We start from the raw sequence: 18157 nt of genomic DNA on the forward strand, positions 1-18157 counted from the left end.
TATCTTTACCACGAGGAAAAAATAAATTGTTTATGAACTTTATTTCTATTGACTTTGAGACTGCTAATACTCATCGCTACAGTCCGTGTTCTCTAGGATTATGCATTGTGAAAGACTCTTATATCATTGACAGAAAGGAATGGTTAATACAACCTCCAAGAAACCATTATAACCCTCGGAATATTGAAATACACGGAATAACGCCAGAAATGACAGCTAACCAACCAGAATTTCATGAGCTTTGGCAAGAGATTAAACCATACATTCACAACCAAACAATATTAGCTCATAATGGGAATAATATTGATAAGAATATACTTCCAAAAACGCTAGAGTATTACGATATTCCATATTCTGAAGACGACTTTTTGATAGTAGATACCTTACAACTCTCCAAGCGATTATTCCACAATTTGAAAAGCTACACACTAAAAGACATTTGCGATTTTCTTTCTATTCCTTTTGATGAAACACACTATCATAATTCTCTATATGATGCCACAAAAACTGCTGAGTTAGGAATAAAGCTAAACAAATATTTTGCGTTATTGCCTGATTTTTCTATTGATTATAATTTTTCGAAAACAAAAATCAAAGCTAAGCCTACAAAAAATATACTCCTTTCTGATATTATTGCAAATAAGGAAGTAAGGTCCATTTCATCAGAATTGATAAACCCAAAAACTGATATAGAAGATACCTCCCATTTCTTCTACTCTAAAAAAGTAGTGATCACAGGAACTTTTGAAAGGTTTCCACTTAGAGATGAGCTGGCGAAATTGCTTTATGATGTAGGAGCAGATATCAATCGTGGTATTTCTAGCAAGACAGACTATGTCATTGTTGGTGCAAATGCAGGATGGAAAAAACTTGAACAAATAGAAAAATTAGGTATTGAAATCATTGATGAAAATAAATTTATAGAACTATTTAATTTGTAATTATGGCTAAAAGAGTAAACTTTCCAAAACCTCTATATTTATCTCCAGAAGTGATAAATCTATTTATTAAAAACCCGTTGTGCATTATGAAATGAAAAAAACAAGAGTTGTTTATTAGACTGAAAATCAGTATATTGTTTTTGCTATAAAACGATATAAATGAACAACTCTTGTTTTTTTCATTTCATAATGCACAACGGGTTTTAATAATGAGCTTTTACTAAACTTAATGCAACAAGTACCTGAAAACAAACTATTTTAAAATATTTCTAATAAAATATTTTTATAGTATTAAATTATTTTTATACATTTGCAGTGCAACATTAAACAATCAGATTAATCTGAATTACTTTTTTCGTACATAAATTACGCCTCGTGCGTGTAGGTTTTCAATCTTCTGATTGTTTGGTGTTGCAGCCCCTACACAATCGGGGTGTTTCTTTTGAAACATTTTTAAAATAGATATAAAATGCAACATCAAACAAAAACCGCTAAAAACAGAAGATGGAGTAAGTTTTTAGCAAAACGCAGACTAGAAAAAACACAGTTTTTCATCAAGCAATTTCCAAAAAATTTTGATTTTATCAAGGAGAACAAAGGTTGCCTAAACGCAGAGCGATTGGAGACGGGGGCCTATAAAGTAACCTTTCAATCCAAAGCAACCAACCGCACCGCTTTTGCCTATGGTAGCTCTTTTGAGCAAGCCTATTACAATATGATAAGAATATTTAATCTAAAATATTCTTTGTAATATGGAAACTTTCGGACACGAACTCGCCATGCAGCTCATGGCGATGTTTGAACGCTCTAAGAGTGATAAAAGATACATCAGCCGTATTTTAGATGCCAAGAACCAAATTTTAGATGGTGGTCCTGTATTTGAAAAAGACACGGAAATCATCTCCAGATGGTTAGACGATGTTATAAAAATTACCCAAATATGTATCACGAATTCACAAGAATTTGGTAAATTTATATTTCTACAAACAAATGACGATGTATATATAAATAGTGAAGAAAGTCTTGAGCTATCAGCACAGGAGATAAAAGTTAAAAAACTCATTTCTGAAGCAGAAAAAATCTCTAAAAAGTAAAAAGCTATGGAAGATTATAAAGAAATCATGAAAGAGCTTTTGCTCCGATTTTATTCGCCTATAGGTGTTGGTGGAGGCAATAAAATACATAAAAGCACACAAGAGTTGCTTTCTATGTTTAGAGGGGTTATACCCTCAACGCCTATTACAGAACACGATGTATTTGAGGTAATGAAAGATTGCTCATTTGAAATAGAGCATAAAATATTAACTCAAGAAGTCTGCATCTACGAAGGTGATGAGGAAAAGGGAATTCCAGCAGAATATGACAAAGTAGAAGTAGGCAGGGTACTCCTTTGGGTACTCTATGAAGTATAAAACACCAGGTGTCCTTTCTTGCGAGGGACACCTGTTTTATTTTTGGGTTATGGAATATAGAGAAGAATTACAAATTGCAAAGAAAGCTGAACAAATGCTTACATCTGCCCTACGCAATAGGACTAAATCGTTCAAGGAACACTACAATAGAAAGGAAGATGCCGCATCCTTAAAAGATGCCGAAGCTAAGGCTAAAATAAAACGCTACGGTAAATTTAAAGATGGTAACCAAAAGATTTTTATGCGTTCCTTAGCGATAAAAATGGCTAAGCACGGTTTCGCACAACATTATGGCGTGGATACCGTAAGGCAAGGAGCAGAGAGAAAGCGAACCAAGCCCAATAATATATCCTACTTTTATAAAGAACATAATTTCAAAATGGAAGCTAGACCGTTTATAGACACTGCAATTGAGGATAGTGGTGTAATTCCGTTCGTGATGGAAAATGTTTCAAAACTACGAGCTCAGAGATTTGCAGAAGAACTTATTTTTCCTTTAAAACAATTTTCAAAGTAGTTTAAATTTAATTATATTTGACTTATGAAATTACTATCTACTACCCGTTGTGCATTATGAAATGAAAAAAACAAGAGTTGTTTATTAGACTGAAAATAAGTATATTGTTTTTGCTATAAAACGATATAAATGAACAACTTAGAGCAAATATATGAAAGAATTTTGGAAGTTTTAGGACTTTTTTCAGAAAATCAACTGATTAGTTATCAGAGAAGAACACCTAAAATGAGCGATTTAGAAGTCATAAGTCTTAATATTACTGCTGAATACTTGAGTATTGATAGCGAATTACAGTTATTTAGAAAATTGCCAAACTCTCTGATAAACAAAATTGAAAGAAGTGTTTACAATAAGCGAAAACGAAGACTATCCCTACAAACAGAGCAAATTAGACAGCGTATTTCGATGGAGTTCAATGAGTTTGAAGATATTTTTATCGTTGATAGCATGCCAATGAAAGTTTGTGAAAACGCTCGTTCTACTCGTTCAAAAATTTGTAAAGAGCAATCCTATTCTTCACCAACATATGGTTATTGTGCTTCACAGAAATTATATTTCTATGGCTATAAACTACACGCAGTATGTTCTTTAAATGGTGTGATTAAGAATTTTGATATAAGCCCTGCATCCGTTCACGACATCCACTATTTAAAAGATATTGGTGAGCAAATGCGAAACTGTACTTTAATTGGAGATAGAGGCTATTTATCAGCAAAAGTTCAAATAGATTTATTTAACTATGCTAATATTAAATTAGATACACCAATGAGAAGTAATCAGAAAGATTATATTCCTCAATTTTCATTGTACAAGAAAAAGCGAAAACGAATTGAGACATTTTTCTCTCAACTTTGCGACCAATTTATGATTAAAAGAAACTATGCTAAAACTTTTGAAGGCTTTAAAACAAGGATAATCAGTAAAATAACCGCCACAACGGTTATTCAATATATCAATAAATTTATCTTCCAAAGAAAATTAAATCATCTAAAAATCAGTATTATTTAAAATGCACAACGAGTTATCTACTATCATTATTCTCATCTTCGTATTAGGTATATGTATATTTTACATTTTTCCTATTGTTAGCCTAATTAAAGGTGGTCCTCTTGGTGATAGTCTTCTTATCATCATTATTTTAATTGGGCTTTACATCATAACAAAGGCTCTGCGAAAACGCTAATGAAAATATTTTTTAGATTTTCTTTCGGTTATAGCTTATTGCTGTAACCGTTTTTTTATGTCCTTTATTTTCCTGTAGCTACATTCCATTTTTGTAAAAAAAAATTAGAATGGCTAAGGAAATATCCAGCACTATTGTTTTAAAGGTAAATGGTAAAGAGGTTGATAATTCTTTTAATGGACTTCGTTCTACCGTTTCCAAGTTTGAGCGTGAACTTAAAAAACTCACTCCTGGTACAAAAGAATTTATACAAAAAGCCGCTGAGCTGAAAGAAGCTCGTGCCGAATTTGAAAAAGTCAAAAATGAAATAACGGCGGTTAATAATAAACTTTCTCACGGCTCTGGAGTTCTTGGCTTCTTCAGAAAAAACATTTTAGAAGTAGGAACTACCTTTAGGCAGGTATTCACAGCCAATATTGCAGCTAACTTCTTTGACAACATTATAAGTAAATCCAAATACACAGTAGATGAACTACTAAATATAGCCGATGCAATGTCTGATGTTCAGAAAACTACAGGCATGGCTCTGGGAGAGGTAAAGCAGCTTTGGGACGAATTTGATAAAATGGATACCAGAACCTCAAAGCTCGACCGCCTGAAAATTGCTGAAGTAGGTGGGCGTTTAGGTGTCCCAAAAGAAGAAATGGCTTCTTTTGTACAAGAAATAGACAAAGCCTATGTTGCTCTTGGAGATAGTTTCCAGGAAGGTTTGGAGAATGTAGTAGATTCTTTAGGTAAAATAAAAGGATTATTCAACGAAACCAAAGGCAAATCTTATGCAGAAGCCATCAATGAGGTAGGCTCTGCTCTTAACGAGTTAGCTGCTAATGGTACAGCAAGTGAGGGGAATATCTCAGACTTTGCTTTAAGAGTTGGGGCTTTACCAGATGCAATAAAACCCTCTATTGATAAAGTTCTAGGTTTAGGTGCTGGGTTTGAAGAAGCTGGCATTGATGCACAAATAGCATCATCTGGGTTTACCAACTTTATGAAAGTAGCTGGAGAAGGACTTTCTAACTTCGCTTATTCTATGAATATGAGTGTAGCTGAAGCTCAAAAGCTATTCAACGAGAAACCAGAAGAATTCTTTTTAAGGTTTGCTGAAGGAATGAAAGGACTTCTTGGCGATGAGACCATTAAAATATTTGAGAGCCTTAAACTTAACTCTTTAGAAGTACAAAAAGCAGTAGGAGCTGCTGCCAACCGAACTGATGAATTCAGAGAAGCCATGAAGCGTTCTAGCTCTGCTATGGCAGAGGCGACCTCCTTAAGTGCAGAGTTTAACACTAAAAACAACAACGCTCCTGCCATTATAGAAAAACTAAAAAATGCTTGGAATGATATGTTCTCAAGTACTAATATTCTAAACAAATTTGAATGGTTAATAGAATTAATAGGTTGGGTAACTGGTGTAACAAAGGAGGCAGGAGATGGAGTATTAGCATTTAAACAAAGAATGGAGTTTTTGTTTAACATCATTAAGGTAGTGGGAACTGCCATAGTGGGATATAATGCTAGTATTCTTATAGCTTCTGCATCTACAGGAAGTTTGACTAAAGCTACTTGGCTCAATATTGTTGCAGATAAAGCCAAAGTAGCCTCTATGGCACTACTAAGAGTAGGATATTTGCTTTATAACATGGCTTTAGCTCTAGTAACATTAAATATAAATAGAGCTAGGGAAGCCATGATGATATTTAATATTACCGCTAAAGCAAGCCCGTTAGGAGTATTAATTACATTAGTTACCACCGCTTATATGGCTTATAAAGCCTTTTCTAAAGAAGTAGATAATACTACTAAAAAACAAAAACTACTCAATAGTGTAACCGAAGAAACTAACAAAAATATCATTTCTCAAAAAAATGAGTTAGATAGTTTGCTAAAAATAGCTAAAGATGAAACTATAGCCAAAGAGAGACGACTTTCTGCTATAAAAAAACTAAATGAAATATCTCCAGAGTATTTAGGAAATCTGACTCTAGAAAACATTAATACTAAAGCTGCAACAGAAGCCATTAACAAATATACTAATGCCCTTTATAGAAATGCTAGAGCAAAAGTATTAAAGAAGAAAATGGACGAAAAAATGGAGCAAATAGAAGATATGAGAAATGCTCCTGTTGCTGAAACCGCAGGTAAAGACTGGTTGTGGAAATTAACTGGAGGTGTTATGAAATTAACTTCTTACGAGGCTCAAAATTTAGATCCAAATATGTTTAAACAAATGGAAATTTGGAAAGCAAAAGGAGGTGATAAATATGCCAAAGAGATGATGAAAAGTTATGGTTCTTATTATGATAAGGCTCTGAAAAATATTCAAAAAGTAAATGATGATTTTAATGTTCTAGCAAATGAATATACAGAGCTGATGAAACAAGATATCGTCAATGACTTTGGCGGTGGAAATAATGGTAACCAAATAGTTCCTGATGCTCCTAAAAGAACTAAAAATAGACCTGCAAAAAATACTGAAGCTGATAAATTAAAAGAAGCTAAGAAAGACTTAGAAGATTCACAAAAAGCCTACTCCGATGCCTATAATAAGCTGTTGGAAATGGACTCGGACTATTATTTAGAAAGACAAAAACTCGCAGAAAAAAGCCTAGAGGCAGAATTAGCTATTCTAGATGCAGAACGCTCTAAGGAACTTAACAGCCAAAGGAAATACCAAGACGATATTCTAAAAACCATAGAGGATTTAGAAGAAAAGAAGAAAAACGCAAAATCTCCAGAAGCTGCTAAAAATTACGAAAAGGCTTTAGAAAAAGAGCGGAGCTTACTTGCTCTGCACGATAAAATCGTAGAAACTTCGGAAGAAGCCCACGGTCATAAAGTCAGCGAGATAAAGGAGAAATGGATCACTAAGAGGCTTTCTGATTTTTTTGAGTCCGAAAGGCTTCGGATAGATAAAGAGAGAGCTTCAGATGACGAAGCTATCCAAAAAATCTCAACTATGGAAGAGGCAAAATTGGCTCTTTCAAAAATGACTCATCTAAAACTTACCCAACAAGAACTTCTACAAATCAAAACTTTAGAAGATGCTAAGAAAGCTCTTCGGGAAGATGCGGATAGAAAAATGTTAGAAAGTCAACTAGCATCTTTAGAACTTCAAAAGGAAGCTCTAGAAGAATCATTAAAAGGGCTTACAGGAGAGGCTGCCGAAAAACTAAAAAAAGACCTAGATGAGCTTAATATAAGGATAACCCAAGTTAAAGGGGCTATTCAAGGTAACAAAGAAAATGATGAGCACAGAGCTTCACAAGAAAGAAGACAGCAATTATCTCAAGTAGATCTACTAGGTTTTTCAGCAGACCAGTGGGAAGATATGTTTAAAAATCTTAAAACCACAGAAGGAAAAATTAAAGCAGTTCAAATGGCTACGCAGGCATTGAGTAATGCATTTAATCGTTTTGCTCAATTGCAACAAAATCTCAATGAGAGAGAGATGCAGCGTTTTACCAAAAATCAAGATAAAAAACGAAAAGCACTTTTAGTACAGCTTAATCAAGGGCTTATTTCTCAAGAAGAATATCATAAAGGAATAGAGGCTTTAGATACTGAAACTGCCAAAAAAAAATCTGAGATAGCACATAAACAAGCAGTTGCTGAAAAAGCATTTAATATTGCTAATGCTATTATGAGTACTGCACTAGCAGTTACAAAATCTTTACCTAATATACCCTTATCTATAGCTGTTGGAGCACTCGGAGCTATACAAGTTGCAACCATAGCCTCTACTCCTTTACCAGAAAAAGAAAGTTTTGCTAAAGGTGGCTATACTGGTCCAGGCTATGGTTCTCCAGATAAAACAGGGAAACGCCCTGCGGGTATAGTCCACGGCAATGAATATGTAACGCCAGATTGGATGCTAGAGAATCCTATAGTTGCAGACACGGTAGAATGGATGGAAGCCATAAGGACAGGGCGTATTGCTCTACCAAAAGGCTATGCTGATGGTGGTTTCGTAACCGAAACTACCAATCCCAATGGTGATGATAAAACAAAAGTAATCTATAAACCCGTTGTGCATTATGAAATGAAAAAAACAAGAGTTGTTTATTAGACTGAAAATCAGTATATTGTTTTTGCTATAAAACGATATAAATGAACAACATAGAGCAAATATATGAAAGAATTTTGGAAGTTTTAGGACTTTTTTCAGAAAATCAACTGATTAGTTATCAGAGAAGAACACCTAAAATGAGCGATTTAGAAGTCATAAGTCTTAATATTACTGCTGAATACTTGAGTATTGATAGCGAATTACAGTTCTTTAGAAAATTGCCAAACTCTCTGATAAACAAAATTGAAAGAAGTGTTTACAATAAGCGAAAACGAAGACTATCCCTACAAACAGAGCAAATTAGACAACGTATTTCGATGGAGTTCAATGAGTTTGAAGATATTTTTATCGTTGATAGCATGCCAATGAAAGTTTGTGAAAACGCTCGTTCTACTCGTTCAAAAATTTGTAAAGAGCAATCCTATTCTTCACCAACATATGGTTATTGTGCTTCACAGAAATTATATTTCTATGGCTATAAACTACACGCAGTATGTTCTTTAAATGGTGTGATTAAGAATTTTGATATAAGCCCTGCATCCGTTCACGACATCCACTATTTAAAAGATAGTGGTGAGCAAATGCGAAACTGTACTTTAATTGGAGATAGAGGCTATTTATCAGCAAAAGTTCAAATAGATTTATTTAACTATGCTAATATTAAATTAGATACACCAATGAGAAGTAATCAGAAAGATTATATTCCTCAATTTTCATTGTACAAGAAAAAGCGAAAACGAATTGAGACATTTTTCTCTCAACTTTGCGACCAATTTATGATTAAAAGAAACTATGCTAAAACTTTTGAAGGCTTTAAAACAAGGATAATCAGTAAAATAACCGCCGCAACGGTTATTCAATATATCAATAAATTTATCTTCCAAAGAAAATTAAATCATCTAAAAATCAGTATTATTTAAAATGCACAACGAGTTAATCTATAACCAAAATACAGACCCTCAGCTTATTGCTGTTTTAGCTCAGCTTAAGGAAACGATATCAGATATAAAAGAAGATGGTGTTGAAGCCTACATTGTAGAAAATGCCGAGAATGGCAGAAAGCTCCAAAAAATGATAAAACAATTTGAAAAAATAGAAAACAAAAATGCAAGAAGAACAAAATTATAACGCATTTCAAGAATTAAACATTTTTGAAAATACCGAAATAAATAAAGTCTGCGATGCTTTATTTACTAAAGTTAAGCAGCTTACAAATGAGGATTTATCTATTTGTGGATCTATGGCTAAAGTATTTGATGGTACTTTACCAGAAGATTATCAGCCAAAAGATTTAGATTTAGTGATAAGTAAGTGGGGCTTTAGATTGTTAACTTCTAATTTAGAAGAATTGGAAGGCGTACTGATGATAGAGAAGTTACCTGGTAGAATTATACTCTATCTGAAAGCCTACTTATGCATTGAAATTTGGATGGAGTCTTCAAAATTTAATTTTACACCTAAATTTTATAAAAATAAACTCGTTGTGCATTTTAAATAATACTGATTTTTAGATGATTTAATTTTCTTTGGAAGATAAATTTATTGATATATTGAATAACCGTTGCGGCGGTTATTTTACTGATTATCCTTGTTTTAAAGCCTTCAAAAGTTTTAGCATTGTTTCTTTTAATCATAAATTGGTCGCAAAGTTGAGAGAAAAATGTCTCAATTCGTTTTCGCTTTTTCTTGTACAATGAAAATTGAGGAATATAATCTTTCTGATTACTTCTCATTGGTGTATCTAATTTAATATTAGCATAGTTAAATAAATCTATTTGAACTTTTGCTGATAAATAGCCTCTATCTCCAATTAAAGTACAGTTTCGCATTTGCTCACCAATATCTTTTAAATAGTGGATGTCGTGAACGGATGCAGGGCTTATATCAAAATTCTTAATCACACCATTTAAAGAACATACTGCGTGTAGTTTATAGCCATAGAAATATAATTTCTGTGAAGCACAATAACCATATGTTGGTGAAGAATAGGATTGCTCTTTACAAATTTTTGAACGAGTAGAACGAGCGTTTTCACAAACTTTCATTGGCATGCTATCAACGATAAAAATATCTTCAAACTCATTGAACTCCATCGAAATACGCTGTCTAATTTGCTCTGTTTGTAGGGATAGTCTTCGTTTTCGCTTATTGTAAACACTTCTTTCAATTTTGTTTATCAGAGAGTTTGGCAATTTTCTAAATAACTGTAATTCGCTATCAATACTCAAGTATTCAGCAGTAATATTAAGACTTATGACTTCTAAATCGCTCATTTTAGGTGTTCTTCTCTGATAACTAATCAGTTGATTTTCTGAAAAAAGTCCTAAAACTTCCAAAATTCTTTCATATATTTGCTCTATGTTGTTCATTTATATCGTTTTATAGCAAAAACAATATACTGATTTTCAGTCTAATAAACAACTCTTGTTTTTTTCATTTCATAATGCACAACGGGTAAAAATAAGTTAAAATACACCTCTTATGGCGACTAGATTTAAAACAGAAAAAGTATGTGTCAGATGGTATACCACAGAGTATGGTCGTACTGAATGTCTTGAGGAACAGGATAAAGACTTTCCCATCCAAGAGTGGTTTGTTTATCCTAACAACATTAACTTGCCTCCTTATAAACAAGGAGCTGAAATTCCTACAGGACACCGTATTGCCGTTCATTTTCCAGAACTTGATTTATGGAATGAATGCCCTTATGATGATGTTAAGTTTAAGATAAGAGGGGAATATTCTGGTACTTCAGTGGAATGGCTGAATTTTTCTATCATTGGTGATTCCCCTACCCTTGATACTGATGGAGTATTCTCTCCCAATAATCTATCAAGTGCAAACATAGGTGTTTCATTTAAAAACTTCCGCCAACTTCCTGTTGGTACTTACTCAGCTTCTATTTATTTAGAGGCGTTTGGAATAGATAATTCTGGAGAGCATTATATTGAACATTACCAACCTCCTATACAAGTTTCCTTAGAAGTACAAGAAGGAGATGGAGAAGTGCCGCCTACTGATAATGACACTAGATACCTTACTTATAACAAAAGCACCAAAGAGCTATCTGGAGATACTATAATAGATACAGCTACTTTTTTTGATGATATACAAATAGAGCCTTGGCTTTCAGCCAATCGTTCTGGAGATAAACAAATTACTTTATCTGCCAATGATATTACAAATTCTTTAAATATAGGAACTTATAAAGGCTTACTAATAGTACGAGATAGAGGATTCTTTTCTATTAAAAGATTCTCCTATCCTATTGAACTCAAGGTTATAGAAAATCGCAGCTTTGATTTTGAAGTAACTCCTGATGTTTTCAACTTTATTGTGGCTAAAAATAACAATGAGGTCAAGACAGGTATATCATCAATTAGTAATCCCAACCAACTCCCCATAGAAATTCCTCTTAAACCTCAGTTTATAGAAACGGCTAATATAGAAAATGGCAACTTAGTTTTTACCACTAAAAACTCACAACAATTACAAGTAGGGAATTATTCTGGAGATATAGTTCTTCAGTCTGGAGATATCATCAAAAAAATAAGAGTTTACCTGCGTGTTGCAGAAGGTATCAAAAGTGATTTTAATGGTAAACCTTACTATTTTGCTTTAGATAAACATAAAGTAACCCTAACTAAAACCAATCCTAGAGCATCTTATACTAAAGTTAGGTTAGATATACATTACAGAGCTTACGGCGAAGAGTATAGAGAGAGTCAAGAATATTCTTATACCTACCTAAAAAATGAAATTATATTTTACCCTGGCGATGATGTTCAGGACTTCTTTATTCGTTGTAAAAACTTGCAACCACTATCTGAAGTAGGGTATCAAATGGGGTTATCTCCCGTTAAAATTTCCATTAAGGAATACGATGTAGATGATAAGGAACTTTCAGTTCTTACTCTAAATCATATATTATTTGCTCCAGGAAAAACGCCAAAATGCTTTCCTATATGGACAGACTTCCCAACAAGAAGCGTTTATGAGCAATCTGTTGTCAGGCTGAATACGACCGCCTCTCCCAATAATACGGAAATAGACCGCCTATATTCTGTATATAACGAACCAAAACCTAATTATGACAGTAGTTTTGAAGTTTTTGCCTATAACCTAGAAAGAAGCAAATTCAATGTTGCTACAAAGGAAGTTTTGTCCACAGAGAAACTAACCTTTATTCCGTTGCCCTCTGTAGATAAAGCGATTCATATTTTCTTTGAAAATCAGAATTTAGTTTTAGATTGGTTTACCTGCCCTGGAGAATGTCAGAAAAATTACGACTTCAAACATATATTTGATGAATCTGGAAATGTAAAATATGGAAGTTTAGAAACTGAAAATATTATTCTAAATACAGGCTGGATACTCAAAGAAGAAATAGAGCTAATAAACGCTATTATCAAGTCTAGAATCTGTTTTATAGTTATTGATGGCAATACGATTATAGCTAAACCTACATCTAAGAAAAATGAGATATTTGATACCGTGAGCAGCAAATTTAATATGGATATAGAATTCAATATAAAGACCGATGCAAGATAAATTCGTTACTAATACAGGTGTGGAGATTCCATTGGACTCCACCAATTTTACCTATGTAGAAGAAAATCCCAGATTTAAAGATACTTTCTGGACCAACTACACACTTCCCATAGACATCAGTTATTCTAGGGATTTTTTGAGTTCGTTTGGGCAATATTCCTCTTTGAATAATATTGGACTAAAGCGTTATCATGAAGGTATCCATCAGTTTGAAGGGAGGTTAAGAAAAGGAAAACTCGAAGTTCTTGAGTTTAAAAAAGAGATGCTAAAAATACAAATTGACAGCGGCTTTGAAACGCTTCCTAACTTTGAAAAGCCTCTATCCGAACTCCCTCTTTTAAATATCGCTGTAGATGATATTTACAATCACGCCAATGATATTGTAACAAAAAAATATCCCGAAACGGTGTATAACTTCCCTAAACTATACACCGATGAATATAATTTGCAAGATGAAGCCTATAAATACTTCGACTCATTCATCAATAATAGAAATAACCAAGAAGGACGAACGACAAAAGGTTTTTCTAGAAATAGATTAGAGAATGAAGTCGATGTTTATAATAAAAATATCATACATCCTTTGCCTTACTTGTTGTATGTTTTGACGGTAGGGTTTAGCGATGCAGGGTTTCGTTTAGAAGGTGAAATACTAGAAGATGAATATCTAAAGTACCGCTTAATATGGAGTGGTAAGCCTTATCATACTTCTGGAGTTCAAAAAGAACACAAACTTAATGTCTATTCAGAAGAATATCTGAATCAAAATGTAAATGGTAACTTGTATTTTGGCGAATGGCAAAAAGAGATACTTATAGACGCCCCAGGTAAGTACAATATTAAGGGGCATTTTCAAACCCAGATAGGGCTTAATGATGGAGGTGGCAGAGTAGAACTCAATATTCCTACCTTAAACTTTAGTCAATCTTTTTCGGTCAATCAATCTTCGGATATACAACAAAGTATAGATATTTCAGAAGAACAAGCTAAGGAAGGCGTGAAGGTTATTTTTAAATTCAAAGGTGCAATGGGATATTCAAAAGTAGCAGACGATGGTGTTAATTTAGGTCTAGCTCAGCTTCAGATACTGCCGAAAAGAATGCATACTAAGGAAGGAGTTCCAATACCCTATATCTACAATGACAATAGGGTTAATCTATCAAAATCCGTCCCAGAGATGAACTTCGGAGAGCTAGTAACTGCTATTAAAAATTTAAGAAACTATGACCTGGAATTTGAAGGCAACAGGGCTATTATGAACAAAATAAAGATAGATAAATACAAAGAACCTGAAGATTTTAGAATGTTTGAGGTAGAGAATCCCACACGATTTTTCAATGACAAAGTATCTTTTAATATTACCTTCCCAGATGAAGAAAGTGTGGTTACAAAGAATATCTATTTTGATGAAACGGGTTACCGATTAAATTATAGAAGTGTTCCTGAAACCGCCACAGAAATAAACATAAATGTAATATCACTGCCATTTACGATGTTTCGTTCTGTTTTCACAGCTAAAGCGATTAACTCTAATGCTCTAATGTTGGTTTATTATGATGGTTTAGATAACAATGGAAATAATCACGCCCAAAATAAAAAAGGGTTGATGGATGAAGAACTAGCCAAATATCTTGAGCCTTGGTTTATGAATAGATTGACTAATTTCCGCTACAAATGGACTTTTATTTGTGAGAAAAACAAGATAAGGAACTTTAATATCCGCTCTGCTATTTTCGCCTATAACCGTAAGCATTGGATTAAGAGCTGGACAAAAAAATCGTTAACAAATAATCTCTACTCAATAGAGATAGAAACTGAAACATTTTAGTATTTTTGGGAAAGTGTAATACACTTACACTTTCCAAAAATGCTTTTATCTATTTGTTCATCGTAAACTTACACAATTACACTTTTTTTCCTATTACTTAGTTCTGGCTAGTCTAAAAGCCTCATTGTATTGATTGCTTCAGACTCTACTATATGTACATAAATCATAGTTGTTTTGATGTCAGAATGCCCTAGTAATATTTGTAAATCTTCTACCTTTCCTCCTTTCCTAAGATAATTTGTTGCGAATGTGTGTCTTGCCACATGGCATACTAGATGCTTTTTTATACCTAAAAAAAGAGCGATTTCTTTTATCACTTCGTTGATATGTTTTGCTGAAGGTGGCTTTATAAATAAAGAGCTATCCTCCGCCAATATCTTTCTGCAAGTTTCATTGGTCATCAATATCTGCTGCTTTTTGGACTTTTGATTCCAAAAATAAAAATAATCATCATTAAGCTGCTCCCTTTTTAGTTTAAGCAAGTCATTTATTCTAAGACCTGTCATGCAATTAAACAGGAAGTATCCTAACACCATTTTATGTGTGGGTTTTATGAATTTAGAGAAGTAGTATTCTTTCATACGCTCTACCTCTTGTAAACTTAGATTAGTTCTATGGCTTCTATGCTGCTTTATCTTTATCCTCTCTAGATCCACATTTATCATGACCCCTCTTTTTTTCGCCAGCTTTATGTAGTGCTTTATAACCTTTATATTGCTATCTATGGTTACTGCTTGGTTTTTTAGTTTTGCAGATAAATATTTTCTATAACCCGTTGTGCATTATGAAATGAAAAAAACAAGAGTTGTTTATTAGACTGAAAATCAGTATATTGTTTTTGCTATAAAACGATATAAATGAACAACTTAGAGCAAATATATGAAAGAATTTTGGAAGTTTTAGGACTTTTTTCAGAAAATCAACTGATTAGTTATCAGAGAAGAACACCTAAAATGAGCGATTTAGAAGTCATAAGTCTTAATATTACTGCTGAATACTTGAGTATTGATAGCGAATTACAGTTATTTAGAAAATTGCCAAACTCTCTGATAAACAAAATTGAAAGAAGTGTTTACAATAAGCGAAAACGAAGACTATCCCTACAAACAGAGCAAATTAGACAGCGTATTTCGATGGAGTTCAATGAGTTTGAAGATATTTTTATCGTTGATAGCATGCCAATGAAAGTTTGTGAAAATGCTCGTTCTACTCGTTCAAAAATTTGTAAAGAGCAATCCTATTCTTCACCAACATATGGTTATTGTGCTTCACAGAAATTATATTTCTATGGCTATAAACTACACGCAGTATGTTCTTTAAATGGTGTGATTAAGAATTTTGATATAAGCCCTGCATCCGTTCACGACATCCACTATTTAAAAGATAGTGGTGAGCAAATGCGAAACTGTACTTTAATTGGAGATAGAGGCTATTTATCAGCAAAAGTTCAAATAGATTTATTTAACTATGCTAATATTAAATTAGATACACCAATGAGAAGTAATCAGAAAGATTATATTCCTCAATTTTCATTGTACAAGAAAAAGCGAAAACGAATTGAGACATTTTTCTCTCAACTTTGCGACCAATTTATGATTAAAAGAAACTATGCTAAAACTTTTGAAGGCTTTAAAACAAGGATAATCAGTAAAATAACCGCCGCAACGGTTATTCAATATATCAATAAATTTATCTTCCAAAGAAAATTAAATCATCTAAAAATCAGTATTATTTAAAATGCACAACGAGTTTTCTATACTTTGAAATGAAAGTTTCGTTTACATCTGCAAATAATAAGGTAGCCGTGTATTCTTTTAGTTTTTTCAGCACGGAGCAATGATTTTTAAGCGAATTTTCTTCCATATTTTTTAATCGCATCTCGTATTCCATGAAAGAAATAAAATCCACCGTTAAATCTGGTCTTCTTAGAAGCTCCGCACATTTATCAACCGTCAAAGGTTCATTTGTAAGTCTGTATTGGATTTCTATTTTGTTGATTTTGGCTTCAATATCTCTCAATATCAAATTAAAATCGTGATGCTGATCACAAGTTTTTAGAACTTCCTGCTTTGTCTGACTCCAATCTCTATTTTTAATATAGAGCTCTACAGGTATACGCTTTCTTTGCTTATGTATATAAAGGTTAAGGTAAAGTGGATACTTTCCGTCTTTATTTTTATGGTCTTTTTTTAGAAAAAATGAATATTTCATCGAAGCAAAATAATTTTCGCTACGACAAGGAGTAAATAATCTAGGTGTTGAATAGTTTAAAATCATAGTTTTAATCTTTATCTGATTTATAAACTAAACAGGTTGTGTCACTAAGATTTTCCTCTGGGACAAAGCTGGGGACAAAAAATAGGATTTTAGCACCTATCTATTCCATCTCTGCAATGTAATTCCGAAACCTAAATATCTGTTAATCTTGCTTATAAATAAAGTCCCCTTAGAGGGGACTTTATTTTAAGTGAACGCGAAGGGAGTCGAACCCCTAACCTTCAGAGCCGTAATCTGATGCTCTATCCAATTGAGCTACGCGTCCGTTTTGAGTTTGCAAATATAGAAAATTTTTTATTATTTTTGAAAATGAAAACACATTTTTTTATCCTCATAAGCAGTTTAGCTCTTATATCTTGTAAAAAAGAAGCTAATAATTTTTCAAAAGAACAAGTTATCATTTCAAAAAACACTTATTATCAAGAAGATAATAATAAAGTAATCATCAACACAAAAAATCTTTCCTCCGAAATATCCGCCGCCAAATTACCGTTAAAAAAAGTAGTATTATTAAGCTCTTCTATGCTAGGCTATATGCTAGAGTTAGGCTTAGAGAGCCATATCATTGGTATTTCTAGTGAGGAATATGTCTATTCCGAAAAGGTAAAAGCACTTATCCAATCTAAAAAAATACACACCGTAGGTAACGAGCAAAAATACGATTTAGAAAAAATCATCAGTTTAAAACCCGATGCTATAATTACTAATCATATCCCTAATTTTGAAAACACCTATAACCTACTCCGAAAAAACAACATAGAAATCATCTTCCTAAACGAATATCTAGAAAACGAACCACTAGAAAAAACGGCTTATCTAAAAATTTTTGGAAAACTATTCGGTATTGAAAAACAAGCTTCTGAACGCTATTTAAACATCAAACAAAACTATGATAATTTAAAACTTCAAGCACAGAAAACACCGCATAAACCTCAAGTCCTTTGTAATGAAATCTATGGCAACCAATGGTTCTTGCCAGGAAATAAAACCTTTGCTGCCAAATACTTTAACGATGCGGGAGGTAATTATATATTCAACGATTTGGATAAAGACCAATCTGTACCTTTAAGTTTTGAGGAAGTTTATGCTAAATCAAAACAGGCAGAATATTGGGTCAATCTTTCCAACTATCAATACAAAAATGAATTATTAGCGATGAATCCGTCCTATTCCAAAATGGACATCTTCAAAAAAGGAAAACTTTATAACATCGCCAAAAGACAAAAAGGCAAAGCCAACGACTACTTTGAAAGTGGGGTTGTAAGAGCCGATTTAGTTTTAAAAGACTATGTAAAAATCTTCCACCCTGCTTTACTTCCTAAAGACACTCTTACTTATATGAATGCTTTAAAGTAAAGCACAAACATATAACTCCCTAATAA

At 33.0% G+C, this 18157-nt stretch carries 18 protein-coding genes and 1 tRNA gene; 15 read left to right on the top strand and 4 right to left on the bottom strand.

The window, feature by feature from the left end:
* Positions 1-32 precede the first annotated feature (32 nt).
* The 11 genes from VIX88_RS02225 to VIX88_RS02275 all read left to right on the top strand — a co-directional run bounded on the left by VIX88_RS02225 (position 33) and on the right by VIX88_RS02275 (position 9617).
* On the top strand, positions 33-941 hold the full coding sequence (locus tag VIX88_RS02225) for an exonuclease domain-containing protein (RefSeq protein ID WP_237190389.1): 909 nt from the start codon (positions 33-35) through the stop codon (positions 939-941).
* A 469-nt stretch (positions 942-1410) separates the two neighbouring features.
* Entirely contained in the window at positions 1411-1692 is a 282-nt protein-coding gene (locus tag VIX88_RS02230; protein ID WP_064971285.1) for a hypothetical protein, read from the top strand.
* A gap of 1 nt (position 1693) precedes the next feature.
* On the top strand, positions 1694-2035 hold the full coding sequence (locus VIX88_RS02235) for a hypothetical protein (RefSeq protein WP_064971284.1): 342 nt from the start codon (positions 1694-1696) through the stop codon (positions 2033-2035).
* Between the two features lie 6 nt (positions 2036-2041).
* Positions 2042-2353 (top strand): hypothetical protein, encoded by a 312-nt coding sequence (locus VIX88_RS02240; RefSeq protein WP_064971283.1) that lies wholly within the window; start codon positions 2042-2044, stop codon positions 2351-2353.
* Between the two features lie 49 nt (positions 2354-2402).
* Complete coding sequence (locus tag VIX88_RS02245) at positions 2403-2870, top strand: hypothetical protein (RefSeq protein ID WP_127919974.1); 468 nt, start codon at positions 2403-2405, stop codon at positions 2868-2870.
* Positions 2871-2999: 129 nt separating this feature from the next.
* Positions 3000-3878, top strand: a complete 879-nt coding sequence (locus VIX88_RS02250; protein WP_222535136.1) for an IS982-like element ISRa1 family transposase — start codon at positions 3000-3002, stop codon at positions 3876-3878.
* Between the two features lies 1 nt (position 3879).
* Positions 3880-4053 carry a hypothetical protein gene (locus tag VIX88_RS02255; RefSeq protein WP_164857936.1) on the top strand — a complete coding sequence of 58 codons (174 nt, stop codon included), beginning with the start codon at positions 3880-3882 and terminating at the stop codon, positions 4051-4053.
* Between the two features lie 109 nt (positions 4054-4162).
* Positions 4163-8119 (top strand): phage tail tape measure protein, encoded by a 3957-nt coding sequence (locus VIX88_RS02260; protein WP_214193990.1) that lies wholly within the window; start codon positions 4163-4165, stop codon positions 8117-8119.
* Between the two features lie 41 nt (positions 8120-8160).
* A complete protein-coding gene (locus VIX88_RS02265) occupies positions 8161-9039 on the top strand; it encodes an IS982-like element ISRa1 family transposase (protein WP_214193991.1) in 879 nt (292 codons plus the stop codon).
* A gap of 1 nt (position 9040) precedes the next feature.
* A complete protein-coding gene (locus tag VIX88_RS02270; protein WP_214193992.1) occupies positions 9041-9247 on the top strand; it encodes a hypothetical protein in 207 nt (68 codons plus the stop codon).
* On the top strand, positions 9225-9617 hold the full coding sequence (locus tag VIX88_RS02275) for a hypothetical protein (protein WP_214193993.1): 393 nt from the start codon (positions 9225-9227) through the stop codon (positions 9615-9617). Before VIX88_RS02270 ends, VIX88_RS02275 begins: the two co-directional genes overlap by 23 nt.
* Here the strand turns inward: VIX88_RS02275 and VIX88_RS02280 are convergent.
* Positions 9610-10488, bottom strand: a complete 879-nt coding sequence (locus tag VIX88_RS02280) for an IS982-like element ISRa1 family transposase (RefSeq protein WP_127919812.1) — start codon at positions 10486-10488, stop codon at positions 9610-9612. The two genes, VIX88_RS02275 and VIX88_RS02280, sit on opposite strands and share 8 nt — an antisense overlap.
* A 112-nt stretch (positions 10489-10600) precedes the next feature.
* Here VIX88_RS02280 and VIX88_RS02285 point away from each other — a divergent pair, with 112 nt between their 5' ends.
* Both VIX88_RS02285 and VIX88_RS02290 read left to right on the top strand, forming a co-directional pair.
* Positions 10601-12670 (top strand): hypothetical protein, encoded by a 2070-nt coding sequence (locus VIX88_RS02285; RefSeq protein ID WP_214193994.1) that lies wholly within the window; start codon positions 10601-10603, stop codon positions 12668-12670.
* The gene (locus VIX88_RS02290; RefSeq protein WP_214193995.1) at positions 12660-14498 is read left to right on the top strand and encodes a hypothetical protein; all 1839 of its coding nucleotides are present in this window, start codon (positions 12660-12662) and stop codon (positions 14496-14498) included. Before VIX88_RS02285 ends, VIX88_RS02290 begins: the two co-directional genes overlap by 11 nt.
* 107 nt (positions 14499-14605) lie before the next feature.
* On the opposite strand, the gene VIX88_RS02295 is transcribed toward VIX88_RS02290, so the two are convergent.
* Complete coding sequence (locus tag VIX88_RS02295; RefSeq protein ID WP_237190390.1) at positions 14606-15163, bottom strand: site-specific integrase; 558 nt, start codon at positions 15161-15163, stop codon at positions 14606-14608.
* A 192-nt stretch (positions 15164-15355) separates the two neighbouring features.
* Here VIX88_RS02295 and VIX88_RS02300 point away from each other — a divergent pair, with 192 nt between their 5' ends.
* Positions 15356-16234, top strand: a complete 879-nt coding sequence (locus tag VIX88_RS02300; protein ID WP_127919813.1) for an IS982-like element ISRa1 family transposase — start codon at positions 15356-15358, stop codon at positions 16232-16234.
* Here VIX88_RS02300 and VIX88_RS02305 read toward each other — a convergent pair.
* Together VIX88_RS02305 and VIX88_RS02310 are read right to left on the bottom strand one after the other, a co-directional pair.
* On the bottom strand, positions 16227-16775 hold the full coding sequence (locus VIX88_RS02305) for an Arm DNA-binding domain-containing protein (RefSeq protein ID WP_237190391.1): 549 nt from the start codon (positions 16773-16775) through the stop codon (positions 16227-16229). The genes VIX88_RS02300 and VIX88_RS02305 overlap by 8 nt on opposite strands.
* A 191-nt stretch (positions 16776-16966) precedes the next feature.
* Positions 16967-17040: transfer RNA gene (locus VIX88_RS02310), tRNA-Arg, on the bottom strand.
* A gap of 44 nt (positions 17041-17084) precedes the next feature.
* On the opposite strand from VIX88_RS02310, the gene VIX88_RS02315 reads away from it, so the two are divergent.
* Positions 17085-18131, top strand: coding sequence for an ABC transporter substrate-binding protein (locus VIX88_RS02315; RefSeq protein WP_004919854.1), 1047 nt, complete (start codon positions 17085-17087; stop codon positions 18129-18131).
* Positions 18132-18157: the final 26 nt, after the last annotated feature.

It is taken from the genome of Riemerella anatipestifer (assembly GCF_035666175.1).
Taxonomy (GTDB): domain Bacteria; phylum Bacteroidota; class Bacteroidia; order Flavobacteriales; family Weeksellaceae; genus Riemerella; species Riemerella anatipestifer_D.

Coding starts and splice junctions, on each gene's coding strand:
- VIX88_RS02225 (WP_237190389.1), top strand. CDS start 33: ATGAACTTTATTTCTATTGACTTTGAGACTGCTAATACTCATCGCTAC.
- VIX88_RS02230 (WP_064971285.1), top strand. CDS start 1,411: ATGCAACATCAAACAAAAACCGCTAAAAACAGAAGATGGAGTAAGTTT.
- VIX88_RS02235 (WP_064971284.1), top strand. CDS start 1,694: ATGGAAACTTTCGGACACGAACTCGCCATGCAGCTCATGGCGATGTTT.
- VIX88_RS02240 (WP_064971283.1), top strand. CDS start 2,042: ATGGAAGATTATAAAGAAATCATGAAAGAGCTTTTGCTCCGATTTTAT.
- VIX88_RS02245 (WP_127919974.1), top strand. CDS start 2,403: ATGGAATATAGAGAAGAATTACAAATTGCAAAGAAAGCTGAACAAATG.
- VIX88_RS02250 (WP_222535136.1), top strand. CDS start 3,000: ATGAACAACTTAGAGCAAATATATGAAAGAATTTTGGAAGTTTTAGGA.
- VIX88_RS02255 (WP_164857936.1), top strand. CDS start 3,880: ATGCACAACGAGTTATCTACTATCATTATTCTCATCTTCGTATTAGGT.
- VIX88_RS02260 (WP_214193990.1), top strand. CDS start 4,163: ATGGCTAAGGAAATATCCAGCACTATTGTTTTAAAGGTAAATGGTAAA.
- VIX88_RS02265 (WP_214193991.1), top strand. CDS start 8,161: ATGAACAACATAGAGCAAATATATGAAAGAATTTTGGAAGTTTTAGGA.
- VIX88_RS02270 (WP_214193992.1), top strand. CDS start 9,041: ATGCACAACGAGTTAATCTATAACCAAAATACAGACCCTCAGCTTATT.
- VIX88_RS02275 (WP_214193993.1), top strand. CDS start 9,225: ATGCAAGAAGAACAAAATTATAACGCATTTCAAGAATTAAACATTTTT.
- VIX88_RS02280 (WP_127919812.1), bottom strand. CDS start 10,488: ATGAACAACATAGAGCAAATATATGAAAGAATTTTGGAAGTTTTAGGA.
- VIX88_RS02285 (WP_214193994.1), top strand. CDS start 10,601: ATGGCGACTAGATTTAAAACAGAAAAAGTATGTGTCAGATGGTATACC.
- VIX88_RS02290 (WP_214193995.1), top strand. CDS start 12,660: ATGCAAGATAAATTCGTTACTAATACAGGTGTGGAGATTCCATTGGAC.
- VIX88_RS02295 (WP_237190390.1), bottom strand. CDS start 15,163: ATGATAAATGTGGATCTAGAGAGGATAAAGATAAAGCAGCATAGAAGC.
- VIX88_RS02300 (WP_127919813.1), top strand. CDS start 15,356: ATGAACAACTTAGAGCAAATATATGAAAGAATTTTGGAAGTTTTAGGA.
- VIX88_RS02305 (WP_237190391.1), bottom strand. CDS start 16,775: ATGATTTTAAACTATTCAACACCTAGATTATTTACTCCTTGTCGTAGC.
- VIX88_RS02315 (WP_004919854.1), top strand. CDS start 17,085: ATGAAAACACATTTTTTTATCCTCATAAGCAGTTTAGCTCTTATATCT.